The 13560-nt window shown below is 58.4% G+C and carries 13 protein-coding genes and 1 pseudogene; 9 read left to right on the top strand and 5 right to left on the bottom strand.

The window, feature by feature from the left end:
• A partial coding sequence (locus tag EOA85_RS12420) for an ATP-binding cassette domain-containing protein (RefSeq protein ID WP_127209609.1) occupies positions 1-583 on the bottom strand: 583 nt, incomplete at its 3' end.
• A 117-nt stretch (positions 584-700) separates the two neighbouring features.
• Positions 701-1474 carry a glucose 1-dehydrogenase gene (locus EOA85_RS12415; protein WP_065007889.1) on the bottom strand — a complete coding sequence of 258 codons (774 nt, stop codon included), beginning with the start codon at positions 1472-1474 and terminating at the stop codon, positions 701-703.
• Positions 1475-1576: 102 nt separating this feature from the next.
• Between EOA85_RS12415 and EOA85_RS38905 the strand changes: the two are divergent.
• Positions 1577-1766 (top strand): annotated as a pseudogene (locus tag EOA85_RS38905) (type II toxin-antitoxin system VapC family toxin); the annotation flags it as partial.
• 55 nt (positions 1767-1821) lie between these two features.
• Here the strand turns inward: EOA85_RS38905 and EOA85_RS12405 are convergent.
• Positions 1822-2019: a hypothetical protein gene (locus EOA85_RS12405; protein ID WP_127209608.1), complete on the bottom strand. Its 198-nt coding sequence runs from the start codon at positions 2017-2019 to the stop codon at positions 1822-1824.
• 896 nt (positions 2020-2915) lie between these two features.
• On the opposite strand from EOA85_RS12405, the gene EOA85_RS12400 reads away from it, so the two are divergent.
• The gene (locus EOA85_RS12400) at positions 2916-3488 is read left to right on the top strand and encodes a transglutaminase-like cysteine peptidase (RefSeq protein ID WP_245485704.1); all 573 of its coding nucleotides are present in this window, start codon (positions 2916-2918) and stop codon (positions 3486-3488) included.
• A 495-nt stretch (positions 3489-3983) separates the two neighbouring features.
• Positions 3984-4706, top strand: a complete 723-nt coding sequence (locus tag EOA85_RS12395) for a TylF/MycF/NovP-related O-methyltransferase (RefSeq protein ID WP_164759617.1) — start codon at positions 3984-3986, stop codon at positions 4704-4706.
• Positions 4707-4775: 69 nt separating this feature from the next.
• Here EOA85_RS12395 and EOA85_RS12390 read toward each other — a convergent pair whose 3' ends face one another.
• Together EOA85_RS12390 and EOA85_RS38900 are read right to left on the bottom strand one after the other, a co-directional pair.
• Positions 4776-5618 carry a GSCFA domain-containing protein gene (locus EOA85_RS12390; RefSeq protein WP_245485711.1) on the bottom strand — a complete coding sequence of 281 codons (843 nt, stop codon included), beginning with the start codon at positions 5616-5618 and terminating at the stop codon, positions 4776-4778.
• A 348-nt stretch (positions 5619-5966) separates the two neighbouring features.
• Positions 5967-6179 carry a hypothetical protein gene (locus tag EOA85_RS38900; RefSeq protein WP_245485713.1) on the bottom strand — a complete coding sequence of 71 codons (213 nt, stop codon included), beginning with the start codon at positions 6177-6179 and terminating at the stop codon, positions 5967-5969.
• Between EOA85_RS38900 and EOA85_RS12385 the strand changes: the two genes are divergently transcribed.
• The 6 genes from EOA85_RS12385 to EOA85_RS12360 all read left to right on the top strand — a co-directional run bounded on the left by EOA85_RS12385 (position 6178) and on the right by EOA85_RS12360 (position 13402).
• Entirely contained in the window at positions 6178-7830 is a 1653-nt protein-coding gene (locus EOA85_RS12385; protein WP_245485710.1) for an ABC transporter ATP-binding protein, read from the top strand. The genes EOA85_RS38900 and EOA85_RS12385 overlap by 2 nt on opposite strands.
• 6 nt (positions 7831-7836) lie before the next feature.
• Positions 7837-9015: a hypothetical protein gene (locus EOA85_RS12380; protein WP_127209603.1), complete on the top strand. Its 1179-nt coding sequence runs from the start codon at positions 7837-7839 to the stop codon at positions 9013-9015.
• A 7-nt stretch (positions 9016-9022) separates the two neighbouring features.
• Positions 9023-10210 (top strand): hypothetical protein, encoded by a 1188-nt coding sequence (locus tag EOA85_RS12375; RefSeq protein ID WP_127209602.1) that lies wholly within the window; start codon positions 9023-9025, stop codon positions 10208-10210.
• Positions 10200-11372, top strand: a complete 1173-nt coding sequence (locus EOA85_RS12370) for a hypothetical protein (protein WP_127209601.1) — start codon at positions 10200-10202, stop codon at positions 11370-11372. Before EOA85_RS12375 ends, EOA85_RS12370 begins: the two co-directional genes overlap by 11 nt.
• Before the next feature lie 192 nt (positions 11373-11564).
• The gene (locus tag EOA85_RS12365) at positions 11565-12599 is read left to right on the top strand and encodes a hypothetical protein (RefSeq protein WP_127209600.1); all 1035 of its coding nucleotides are present in this window, start codon (positions 11565-11567) and stop codon (positions 12597-12599) included.
• Between the two features lie 38 nt (positions 12600-12637).
• On the top strand, positions 12638-13402 hold the full coding sequence (locus tag EOA85_RS12360; protein WP_127209599.1) for a sulfotransferase domain-containing protein: 765 nt from the start codon (positions 12638-12640) through the stop codon (positions 13400-13402).
• The last annotated feature ends 158 nt before the right edge of the window (positions 13403-13560 follow it).

The following is a 13560-nucleotide window of genomic DNA, read 5'->3' as shown; positions in this document are numbered from 1 at the left end:
GGCGGAATTCGAGCTGCATTTCCTCGCGCAGCTTGCGGTCGAGCGCAGCCAGCGGCTCGTCGAGCAGCAGCAGGTCGGGCTCGAACACCAGCGCCCGCGCGATCGCGACGCGTTGCTGCTGCCCGCCGGAAAGTTCGTGAATGCGCCTGCCGCCATAGCCTCCGAGCCGGACCAGCGCGAGGTATCGCTCGACGCGTTCGGGAATGGTGCGTGCATCGCGCCGACGCATCTTCAGCGGGAAGGCGACATTCTCAGCCGCCGTCATATGTGGAAACAATGCAAGCCTCTGAAAGACCATGCCGATCGACCGCTTGTGCGGTGGCACCGCGCTCACCGCTTCACCGTTGATGAAGATCTCGCCGCTGCTCGGGGTCTGGAATCCGGCGATCATGCGCAGGAGGGTTGTCTTGCCGGACCCCGAAGGCCCCAGAATGGTGAGGAACCGGCCCTTCGGTAGATCGAAGGACGCATTCTTGACGGCATGAACCCCATCGAAGTCCATCCCGACGTTGCGGACTGTGACTGCAATTTCCCTGCCGCCTTCCGCTTCCCGCGAAGCTCCGGCCCGGAAAGGCTCCTGCATTGTGGTTCCCCTTTTTGTCGCCGGCCGCATGCAAGGACGTCCAGCGTTGCGAGGTGGTATATACAACCATATACAAGGTGGGTCTACACGGTTCTTGTTGCACCCGCCCTCAGTCGCTCAGATGGATGCGAGATAGCCGCCGTCAACTGGGAGGCAATGCCCGGTGACATAGGCGGATGCCCCGCTCGCCAGGAATACAACGGCTCCGGCCAGATCCTCCATCGTGCCGAAACGCCGCTGCGGTATCTTGGCCAGCATTGCCGTCTGCCAGTCGGGATCCTGATAAAAAGCATCCGTCATCGCCGTATGGAAATACCCCGGAGCGATGGCATTGACGCGGATGCCGAGCGATGCCCATTCCGTGGCCAGCGCGCGCGTCATGCCCAGAAGCCCAGACTTCGAGGAGCCGTAAGGTGCCGCGGTCGGAATGCCGACATAGGAGGTCAGCGAGCAAAGATTGATGATCGCGCCACCGCTGCTGTCGGCAGCCATCCGCCGCGCCGCAGCCTGCGCGCAGAAGAAGGCGCCCTTCAGATTGGTCGATACGATGCGGTCCCACAGCGCTTCGTCCACGTCGAGCGACGGCTGGACTTGCTCATAGCCGGCGTTGTTGACCAGGATGTCGAGCCCGCCAAAGGTATCCGCCGCCTCGTCGACCACCACGCGGATGCGATCGGTGTCGAGCACGTCGAGAGACCGGCAAAGCGATCTTCGCCCGTTAGCGCTAATTCGGTCCGCCGTCTCAAAAAGGGACGCTTCGTCGCGGGCGGTCACCGCAACGTCGGCACCTGCCGCGGAAAGCGCCTCAGCCATAGCCTGGCCGATCCCGCGGCTGGCGCCCGTCACCAGCGCCTTTTTTCCCGTCAGATCGAACAAGGAAGCGGCGTCCATAGTCACGATTCCTGCATTTTCCGAAATTGCATGCGATCGGATTGGAAACGAACACCAGTTGCGACCGGTTGTCTATACATCTTGCGATCTCGCTGGCGGCGGATCACTGACCAGCGCCATTAGGCCTATGGGGAAATCCTGAGTACCGCCATGCGGCAGGGCCGGGGGATGTCGGCGCCCGACGGCATGATTGCTGCAATCTCAAGAGTGAATGGCGACCAGCTTGGCGACGCGGAACTTGGGCGACTTCGGCACGACCGGTCTCGAGTTGTTCTCTTCGTGGGAGTTCTGACCTGGGATATGGGCTCATTCAGGACCGGAGCAGGGCAGGGGGAAGGACTTATCGCCTACAGTCCGGTCGCTTTGGTCAGGTTGACGCGGAACCGTTCGCGGCGGCGCTGGAAGGGATGGCAGCGGCCGACGTGACGGCCGATTGACAGCGGCGCAGATGCAGACGCGGCCCTCGAAGCCTCGCCACGATTTTTTCCTGAGTTCGCGACCTGACGCAATTCAATACTCTCGCCAGAGACGGTCAATGCATCCATGGCTGCAGGATTTTCTAGCGCCCTGTCCAACCACCCTTCGTTGCATGGCGGGTGGTTGGACTTTTTGCATGGGAGGACAAGGTCAGTATATTAACGACCCGCCCATGGTGCACGACCCCTGAGGACCTTGCCGGGCTGTGGTCGTTGTTCTTTCGGGGCTACCACGGGTGGCGGCAAGGAAGCCGTATGATTGGTGTCTAAGGTCAATTCGCCCTTGTCGACATCAGGAGCAAATCCGCGGGTCGGATCGCGGTCCGGATTTTGGGCGGCAGCGAGAGAGACTCCCGTCGACAAGGCGAGGAGGGCGAAAGCCGTTGCAAGTTTGTTCATCGTATTTTCCTTTCTTGGAATGAGCAGACCTGCCAATCGGCCTCGCGCGGAGTTGACTCCTGCTTGCGAAATCGCTGTCGGCTTTCTGTCCCGTCACTATGACGAGGCTTCCTGCTCACGATCGAAACTTACGCCACGCCTGTCGCAGAGATTTGCCCGAGCGCCATCGAAATGTATCCGAATGTATGCGAATCTACGCGAGAGCCCCGTAGCTCTTGGACTTTTTTGCTTCGACAAATTTGGCTACAATTTTTTTCTCGGCCGCCCTGTCCGCGTTTGAGCCGTCGATGACAGAAATACGCCGATGTGGTCATGCGACAACACGCGTAGGTCATGATCTTCCAAGTGGTTATGGAAGTTCTCCAGCATTGACCGCAGCGCCCACCAGCAGGTCATTGATGATTGTTCGCGACCGTAGCTTTAAATTGTGTGTCGGCTGCGTTGATGTCCCCATGAAAAGATGGTAACGCGATGTTAAAGATTGTTTCGGGTCGTTACCTTGGGCGGGGCGAATGGGATTGGTGATACCGCGGGCATGGCTGTGTGCCGGCCTACTGATAGGCTTGATGATATCCGCGACGCCGATGGAGAAAGCTTCGGCCGATGCAGTACCTGGTGCCATGGCCACCGGGCAGCGGACCTCCATCCCAGTTGGCTACATGGAATTCTGCCGAAGGCAGACCGCAGAATGCAGGATACGATCAGGCAAGATCCCGCCGGTTCTTATGACCAGTGGAATGGAAGATAAGCTCGCGTCCGTCACCAAACTCGTGAACAGATCGATCAAGCCCGTGAGCGATTTTGCCGTTCACGGCACGATGGAATTTTGGTCCTATCCTGTTGGCGCGATCGGCGACTGCGAGGACTACGTCCTGCTTAAGCGTCAGATGCTCAATTTGGAGGGCATATCGCTCTCAAACCTTCTGATCACTGTCGTCAGAAAAAAAGACGGCGAGGGGCACGCAGTGCTGACGGTCAAGACCGACAAAGGCGATTATGTGCTCGACAACCTCAACGACGACGTGAAGCTTTGGTCGGAAACTGGATATAGATTTCTAAAAAGGCAATCGTCCACGCATACCGGGCGCTGGGTCGCGATACTTGAACACCCCGATGTTCTGGTCGGGGCAGTCGACTGAACCTCTCGATTTGCGACTGAACAATACCTGGCGCACCCGCGCCATGCCCGAGAATGGCAGGAATGCGCCAGCCAGCCTTTCGATTACCGCTTCATTGAACCTGGGTCTTCCTCCGCCACGATCGATGTTATGGGGCTGCCTGCCGCCGCCAAGCGCGATGCCTGAGCTTTTCGATGGGTGTCTGCCGCAGGCGCCATCACTCGCGGCGCGCGCAGCGCAGGCCGGGCAGTAGGATAACTCCGACAGCCCGGGCGTTTGACTGTTTCCGGACCGGCCCAGGCACGTGGCCCGTGATCTTGAGTCGCACCCCATGCAAGTTCCAACCTCGACGTCGCCTTATTGCGGGCACCAGAAAGTGCTTTCTTGCGCGCTCGAGAAGCCCATGTCCTGCAGCCGGAACTCGACTTCATTCCGCGTCTGATGCCGGCAGAGCTTTCGATTCCGCCCGTTTTATGAACCTACCGAAAATGCTGGGTACCGATGAAATTAAGAGATATGGCACGCGCTGTTGTTTCGAAGAAACGCAGAGGCGTGGCTTGGTATAAGGTTTCTCAGAAGCAGGCCGACAAATACGGCTTCTATGTTTATTCCAGTCATATGATCTGGAAGGACCAGCCATTTTTCCGAAAGGCGCTGCAGCGGGTCAAAAACATCCGCGGGATTCCAGATCCCCGGGCTTTCGTCCTGCAAAGCTGCTTGCGATCGATCGAGCGTATCGATGGCGATGTGGCCGAATGCGGCGTAAGGCAAGGCCGGTCGACGATATTCATGCTGATGAGCGATCTTCGGCCACGGCACTACCACCTTTTCGACTCGTTCGCTGGCCTCTCCGAACCAACCGCAGAGGATCGCAAGCCAAACGGCCGAACGCCATGGAAGTCCGGCGATCTCAGCACCGACGAGAAGATAGCCAGAGAGAATATTTCCGGCTTCAGCAACACCACTTTTCATGTGGGATGGATACCAGAGACCTTTTCCAGCGTATCCGACCGGCGTTTCGCCCTGGTCCATATTGACGTCGATCTATACGAGCCGACACGTGACGCGCTTGCCTTCTTCTACGATCGGGTGTGCGCGAATGGCATGATCATATGTGACGACTACGGCTCTGGACTCTGTCCTGGAGCCCGAAAGGCCTTTGATCAATTCTTTGAAAACCGCCCGGAAGGTATCATCGAGCTCCCAACGGGGCAGGCGATTGTCGTAAAGGCAAGCTAGCGCTGAATGGCTGCGGCTACTTTCCATAGACATCAAGAGAGGGATGTCACGGCGGCAAGGCACGGGATGTCAATTCCCGCGTGATGACGCCGACGGAGAAAAGTATGCATTGAAAAACTGTTCAACGATCTCCTCGACGACCGATTTCTTTACGTGCCGTAAGTCCTCTCTATAGCTGCGAGCAAGGCCTCTATAGGTGACAAGCTCGAATGAGGGAAGGTAATGGACATTGTCCCGTTCCCGGCAGACTTGACCAAGCACAGCCCGAAGAACGGACTTCCCTTCAGTGCTCGCAGTGACGACATCCATGTCTTGAAACGTCCGAGCCAATGCAACCGGTGAGACTGTGAGAATTATCGGTGCATCGGGCTTGTGTTGACGGACCATGTCCACGGTAGCCATCACGTTGGCGTAGTTTTCCTGAAAGCCGCTGACGTGAAGCGTCGTTTCCTGCATTCCGCCTCCGCCACGATAAAGCGGTTTCTGTGCTGCTGCTTTGCCACTGGATTTGTTGATGAAGACCTCAGTCATTCCGAAGGTGAATATGAATGCCGTGGCTGCATCGAAGCCAACCCGCATCTCTCCATTTATGCTCTCGATCACCTCTCTGAGAACTTGCGGAGATTTGGCGAAGATGCCGCGGCGGTACGGGTCCTGAAAGCAGATTGGGCCCCAAGGAGCACGTTTCTTGACCTGCCACCAGTCGTCATGGGCCTGATCCCACAACCCAAGCATTTGCTCGACCTGAAGGCGAACAGTGAAGGTGTTGTAGAAGTTCATATGCTCCTGCCGAGGCAGCTCATCTACAATGGCCTGTGTCGGGTCGAAGCTGATATATCTGTAAGACGGAACGCATGCGATCTGTCTGCTTGTCAATGCACGTCGAATTTCCTGCGCGAAGCAACTCCCCATCGTAAAGAATATATCGTCAGAAGTTAATATTGAGGTTTTGCGGATTGTAATGGTGCCAGAACTGACAAAGTCTGCATACTTCGTGTTTGATTTGTTCGATGCCATCAAGCGAATAGGTTTAATGTATCCGAGTTGGTGGCGGAGTCGAAAATACTTTCGTCGAACTCGCTCTAGCAATGTCACAATTGCTCCATGATCTCCATAGCCGGCCGACGACAGCAATGCCCGACACTTAGTCCGCTTCGCCGCTAGCCGCAATCAGGAGGATTCAAGATTGACTATAACTTCGAACGAAGTCAGACGTCTGGTATCAGTTTGGCGCATGTGTGACGGCGCCGAGAAAAATTTTCATGGATCGGCAGGAGCGAGGGTCGTCAGAGAACGATACATCGCATCGGGAAACGGAATGAGCGCAAAGAAACGAATTTCAGCGGCCCTGGCATACCCGCTGGTCAAGCGCCTGATCGTGGAGAACCTGCCGCCGCACATAAGGCTGTATCTCACCGGTTTGCTGTGTTCGATCGTCGCTGCGGCGGCGACCGGCGCAACGGCTTGGATCATGAGTGTCATGATCAATAGCATTTATGTAGAACGGAACGCTGCCGCCGCATGGGGTATTAGCGCCGTGATTGTCGGCATTTTCCTGGTCAAGGGGATCGCCGACTACTGCCAGACCATCACAACGGGGAAGGTTCGCCGGGCTATCGTTTCGGACCTTCAAAACCGCCAGTTTTCCCGAATGGTGCGTTTCGACATCAACCGCTTCGCTAACCAGCATCCGGCGAAATTCGTCTCCAAGATCATGTTCAACGCGCGCGCCGGGGCCGCCGTTATTCTCACCATCACGAGCAGCACCGTCTCCGATGTGCTGAAGCTGATTGCCCTGGCAAGCGTCATGGTCAAGCAGGATCCAATGATGTCGCTGATATCGGTGGCGGTTCTACCCCTGCTATTCCTATCGGTGGGCGCGATAACCAGGAAGCTCAAGGCGCTGGCAAGGGGCGAGACGGAGTTGGCAGCACTGGTCCAGTCGATCGGCACGGAAGCCGTCGAAGGTATCCGCACCATCAAGTCCTTCCAACTCGAAGACAAGGCGGCCGCCAGCTTCGCGAAGGCCGTCCGCAAGATGGAAAGGCGCGGCATCCAGATCAACCGCACATCGGCGTTGATGAGTCCTTTGATGGAGACAGGCGGCGGCTTCATCATTGGCCTTTTCATTATTTACGCCAGTTGGCAGACCCTCGGCAACGGCAAGACGCCGGGCGATTTTATGGCCTTCATAACCGCCTTTATGCTTGCCTATGAACCCGCCAAGCGGCTGGCCCGGGTCAATGTCGACATCCAGAAGCAAATGGTGGCCGTCGGTCAGATGTATGATTTGATCGACACGCCCGAACAGCGGCAACTCGCAACCGCGGGTGAGCACCTCACCGATGTCGAGGGCGGCCTCCGTTTTGAAGATGTGGCCTTCTCCTATGAAGGGAATAGCCCTGCGCTGCACGGTGTTTCCTTCGAGGTGCGGCCTCGTGAGAAGCTGGCGATCGTCGGCCGCTCCGGCGCCGGCAAAACGACCATCGTCAATCTCATCCTGCGCCTGATGGAGCCGGACAGGGGCAGGATTCTCCTCGACGGAAAGGACATTTCGAAGATCAGCCTGGCCGACGTTCGCGACAATATCGCCCTGGTTTCACAGGATGTTTTCCTGTTCGAAGGCTCGATCCGTGACAATATTCGGGACGGACGCCCGAACGCCAGCGATCTGGAAATCGAGTCCGCGGCGGACCTCGCCCGGGTCACAAGCTTTGCTTCGAGCCTGGAAGACGGGCTCGACACGCTGGTTGGTCCGAGCGGCACCAATCTGTCGGGCGGGCAGAAACAACGCGTTGCCATCGCGCGCGCCCTACTCAAAAATGCTCCGGTGATTGTCTACGATGAAGCAACATCCGCGCTCGACGGCGAAAACGAACGGGCGGTCATGGAGGCTGCGTTCGACGATGCATTTCAGCGCACTGTGATCTGCATTGCGCACAGGCTTTCAACCATCAAGGCGGCCGATCGCATCCTGGTATTTGACGCTGGTATGCTTGCGGACTCCGGGACCCATGACGAACTCGCCATGCGCAGCGAAATCTATCGCTCGATCTTCCATTTGGAAGCGTCCGCTCCAATCGTCGAAGGCGGCAAAACGCTGCGGCAGAGCGTATTGCGCTGAAGGCCGATGACCAGTTTTTACCACGGTTCCTACATCCGGTATGTGATAGGTGGATTGGGCCTGCAGTTGCGCCGATACACAAAGGCCGTGCGGGCGCTGTATACCGGCTCCAAGCCTCGTTCCGTTCTTGAGCAGCAGGCCAAGGTCGACGCGCTGATCGTGCGCAGGGACTGGACAGGCCTTGAAGCAAGTACCAATGAAATGGCCATCATGGCCGATCGTGTCCGCGACCCGGAGCTGATGCAGAAGGCAGGCCAGGCGTTCGAACGGCTTGGAAACTTCGCGCGAGCGGCCGAGCTTCGGCTGTCCGCTCGCCGGCAACGAAAAGGAAAAGCTGCCAATGAGTGGACCGGAGAAGACCTCGGTTCGGATACACTGCTGATCGATCTTGTAGAGGATGATCCTCGCAGTCTTGGCCGGGTCATTCGCCATGCGCGACTGGCCGGCGCCGCCGCTGGATGTGCGCAAAGCGCGACAATTCGGGTCGAGCCGCGCCTCGTATCGCTTGTGCAGCGGACGTTCCCGAATGCGACCGTGGTTCCAGCGCAGCAGAATGTCGTTGGTGACAAATTTGCGACCTTCGAAAATCTCGCCTGGGTTTTCGGCCGCGATGCCGAAAGACTTGCCGCCGATTTCGTGCCGCTGCGGGTAGATCCTGAACTCGTCCAGACATTCCGCAAGCGCTATCGCTCGATGACCGATCTGCCACTGGTGGGTCTGTCCTGGGGCAGCAAATCACACACCAAGGACGTGCCTGATTTCCCCGAATGGGCACGGTTCATCGCCCAGACACATGCGACATTCGTTTCCCTCCAGTACGGACAGATCAAGCCGGCGCTGCGGCGCCTGCGCAATGGCAATGATGCGCGGCTTATCTATGATGACAGTGTCGACCAGATGGTTGATATGGACCGTTTCGCCGCGCAGATCGCCGCGCTCGATGCGGTCGTAACGATCAGCAATACGGCGGCCCATCTGTCCGGAGCACTCGGTGTTCCGACCATTTTCCTGATCGACGACAAGTTTCAGACAGCGTGGCCAGTGATTGGCGATCGAACCCCCTGGTATCCGAAGGGGCTCGTCATTCGCAAGGAAGGACGTGCGTGGTCGGTGGTGCTCGACGACGTCGGCCGGCGGCTCTCGTCAATCCTGACGGTGCGTTCGACGCCGCCCAGCGACAGTTGAGGTCGCTGTGCCGAGCAGACGATCCATCCTTGAAAAGGCAAAAGCCGCCGACCTGCGCCCGCAAGGTGTTGACGGCAAGCGGCTGCAGAAGGTTCTTGAACGAGCAAAGAAGTTTTTCAGGCGTCCCTCGCGCCATGCTGACGAAAGCGTCGAACGGCATGTGAGCCTGATGGCGCAGAGTGTCGAGCGGCGTGACTGGCAGGCGGCCCGGGAACATGCGCTGGCACTCGGCCTGCTCGGTGAGCAGCTTGGCGATCCCGGGCTTGTCAAAAAAGCCGGGCGTGGACTGAGACGTCTCGGCGGCGGGAATCGTGCCTGGCAGTTGATCGCGTCGAGCAAGCAAGTGCCCGGCCGGCCCGAATGGGATGGCAGTGATCTTGCGGGTCGCAGGCTTGCCGTCGAGCGGCGCGAAGGCGATCTTGCAATCTTCTTCCAGTTCGCGTCGCTGCTGGGGCCGGTGGTCGCAGCTGCCGAACGATGCACCGTTCTGGTCGAGCCGCGACTCGCGCCACTTTATCGCAGAACATATCCTGCGCTCGATATCAGGCTAGAAGGAGAAGGGGAGGTGGCGGCGACGGACGCCGATGTCTTCGCCTGCTTCGAGACACTGGCGAAGCACTTCTGGCCGGATGAGCCGACAGCGCGCGCGCCATTCATTCCGTTGGAGCCGGACCGCCGACTGGTGGCCGAGCTACGCAGCACCTATCTCAATCGCGGCTCGGGGCCTCTGATCGGCTTCGCCTGGGGAAGCCTGAACAAGAGCAAGGACCTGCCGGCTCTGGACGATTGGCGGGCGCTGCTCGGCAATCTGCCGGGACGTTTCATCAGTATGCAATATGGCGATGTCGGGCCAGCGCTCGCCGAATTCGAACGCTGGGCGCCGGGACGCATCATCCATGACGCTTCCGTCGACCAGTTGTCGGATATGGACCGCTTTGCCGCGCAAATCTCAGCACTCGATGCGGTGGTGACGATCAGCAACACCGGCGCCAATCTAGCGGGAGCGCTTGGCGTTTCGACTGTCGTCATGCTTGACGATGGGTTTCGGCTGTCGTGGCCTGCCTTCGGCGAAACGGTAGCCACATATCCAAGCGTTCGACTGGTTCGGAAGGGCAGCCAGGCATGGGCATCCGCAATGCAGGAAGCAGGTGGACGGGTTACGCAAATCATCAGTGGAGTTGGTGATGGCCGGTAGCCAACTCCTTCGCCGGTTCCGCCGCGGTGTCGCGCTTGCAGGCTACAAGTACAAGGTCTGGTTCCGTCGCCACCGGCGGCAGCTTTTCCTTCGCTGGCGTGATGGCGACATTGCCGATCAGATGGCGGATTATCGGCGAAGCATCGAGGCGCGCGATTGGTCGGCCGCACTGCCGAAAGCCCTGGCCCTGGGGTCGATTGCGAAGTCGCGGGGCGAGGTTCGCCTGCTCGACGAGCTTAGCAAGGCGCTGATGCGTATGGGCGCCTACGGCCCGGCGGCCGAGCTCAAGATCGCCCGGCGCCACATCGTTGAGGGCCACGTCAACGGCGAATGGCTCGGCCAGGATATCTCGAACCAGGTCTTACTCGTTGATCTGATGGAGACCGAAAAGCAGGGTCTGGCCACCGCGATCCATCATGCGAGTTCCGTCGGCCGCGCGCTCGCCCGGGCCGCTCGTTTGATCGTCCTGGTCGAGCACCGGTTGGTGCCGCTCTTTCAGCGGACATTTCCCGCCGCCGATGTGCGAGCTGTCGGTCAGGGGAACAAGGCCGCCTATGGCGAGGCCCAGGCCTTTGCGGGCGTTCAGCATCTGACGGCCGTGTTCGAGACAGATGAGACCACGATCCGGGAGCATTTCATCCCGCTGAAGCCGGACCCGGCGCGGGTCGCTGAACTTCGCGCTCGCTATCGGAAGGATGGCCGGCCGTTGGTCGGCATCGCATGGGGCAGCTCCAATCCTGGCAAGGACCTGCCGCCACTTACGGCATGGCGCGGGCTTATCAGCCGTCCGGACCTCCGGTTCGTTTCGCTGCAATATGGCCAGGTCGAGTCCGACCTGGAGATCCTGACCGATGGCGAGCTCGCGCGTATTTTCCATGACGGATCAATCGACCAACTTGTCGACATGGACCTTTTCGCGGCGCAGGTTGCCGCCATGGACGCCGTGGTAACCATCAGCAATACCGGGGCGCATCTGGCGGGCGCGCTCGGCATACCGTCGGTCTTTATCCTTGGCGATGGGTTCAAACGTTCCTGGCCGGTCGAGGGCGATTGCACACCCTACTATCCTTCCGCCGTGCTGGTCTCGAAACGGGAAAGGCCTTGGGCCGCGGTGATGGAAGACGCACAAAACCACATGGGCTTGCTCATCAGCACTGTTTGAATCCACCACGCAAGGCATCGCGAGTGTGCCAGGCAGGTCCAAACCGGCGAAGTGGTCAAGCGCCTTTCTTGACGGCAAGAGCATTGTAAACTACCCGGCGGGGCGGCCGTTCTGAATTTCACGGATAAGAGGCGATGCATATCTTTGGGTAGGTCGAGAACCAAGGCGGCTTCTCCTGTCAGCGAAGGCTTTGTGCAGCGGCTCCTCGCCGCGTACCGGCTTGTTCATCCAGGAAATCTGTTCAAGCGCGGGCGTATCTACGCCCGCGGCAGGGCAGCGACGAGGACTGTCTACTTCGTCCCACACAACCGCAACAATGTTCGGCTGCTGGCTGACGCGGCAGAAATTATGGTTGACCGCGGCATCCGCTGCGTGTTCGCGCATCTCGATGGATTGAAACGCGGCGGCGTAGCGCGACCTGAACTCAACGCCCGGGGAATATCGCATATCGGCTTTGCCGAGCTCGAGCGGATGATCAGACCCGGCGACATGCTGGTGACTGGAAATGACTATGCGCCGCAATTCTTTAGGCGATTCATAGACTCCATCAACTTCGGCATGGTCCGTGTGGTCGGGCTGATCGGCGGTGCGCGACTGCTGCAGCCGCATCGATTTGTGAGAGCTGACTACATCCTTTCGATGGGACCAGCGGCGCTGCAGCAAAGACGCCAGCCGACATACGTTGTCGGCTCCCCGGTGATTGAGCGTGCCGTCGAAGGTGCTGGCGCCAGGCACGATAAAGGGCTTTTTGTGCTGGTGAACTTCAAGGGGGATATCGAAAAGCCCGCAGATCGCCAAGCGATTGAAGCCGTGGCAGGCGCATGTGCGAAACTCGGCCTTCCCCATGTCGTCAGCGTCCACCCCACGATGTTCGCAAAAGTCGATTTGCCGAACAAATCGACCCTGGATTTCGCACAGCTGCTCCCGCAGGCTCTGGCGCTCGTAACGCGCCCAAGCACCACTGTTTACGAAGCAATCGCCTGCGGCATTCCGGTGGTGCTGTTTCCGCTGGTTTCTCCCATGGTCGAGTTCGACAGCCCTATGGGCGCTTTCAAACCAACATTGTCGGAGCATGACCTCGTCGAGGATATCCGCGCTGCGGTCAGGTCAAGGCCGACTTATTTTGAGCAAAGCCGGGACTTCCTCAATGCCAATCTGTCGATTGATCCAAAGGTGCCGGCTTCGCAACGGATCGCCCATGCCTTAATCGATATTTACAATCGCTGATCTGCTCGATCAAAGTGCCCGCAATCGGAGTCCGCAAGTTGAGTTTGTTTTCCAACTTTTTTGCAAGAAAGCCGCCCCTCCTTGTCGTCTCGTTTCCCAAATCCGGGCGGACCTGGCTGCGCGTAATGCTCGACGATCTGGGCGTGGATGCGGCTTACACGCATGACGGTTCCGACCACAAGGATCTGCGTGACATTGCGCAGATCAGCCCCGACAAATCTCGCTACAAACGCCAACGGATTCTATTCCTGACGCGAGACCCCCGCGACACTGCGGTATCTGGATATTTTCAGGTCAACAAACGCCATGGGCTGGAAGCAGGTCCGATCGGCGATTGTATAAGAAGCCCCAAACACGGTGTCGAGAAGATTGCCCTTTTCAACCTGCAATGGTTTGCAGCCGCACGTCACATGCGAAAGATTGCGCTTCTGCGCTATGAAGATGTGCAGCGGGATACAAACGACGCATTGCGCAGCATCGGAAAATTCTTGGGAAAATCCTTTGAGGAGTCCCAGCTTGCCGATGTTGCCGTCAGCAGATCGTTCAAACGAATGCAGCAATCTGAAATCTCAGGAGAGCTGGGTGCGCGCTATGGCGGGAGATTGCAACCGCGCAATCCTGACGACCCGGAAAGCTTCAAGGTTCGAAAAGGTAAGGTCGGTGGTTATTTGGACTACCTCAGCGCGGATGATATTGCCTTTTGTGACAATGTGCTTGCGCGGCTCGATTACTGGACGCAGCTTGATGAAGCCTTTCAGCGGCATGGCATATCTTATGCCGACGACTGGGCAGGTGTGAATTGATCCGATGCACCGGCTTTGTCTGCGGATGCGGACATAGCGGCACCACGCTGATAGCTACGATTCTTGCCTCGCATGCCGATGTCTTTTTGCCATTCGAAGAAACGAACGTGTTTTTCAAATGGGCTCCACTTGCGCTGTATCGCTACTCAAAGCTGAAA

The sequence above is a fragment of the Mesorhizobium sp. M5C.F.Ca.IN.020.29.1.1 genome, from assembly GCF_003997375.1.
Lineage (GTDB): Bacteria > Pseudomonadota > Alphaproteobacteria > Rhizobiales > Rhizobiaceae > Mesorhizobium > Mesorhizobium wenxiniae.
The sequence above is the reverse complement of the archived record's forward strand: the minus strand, read 5'-3'. Positions and strand labels throughout refer to the sequence as shown.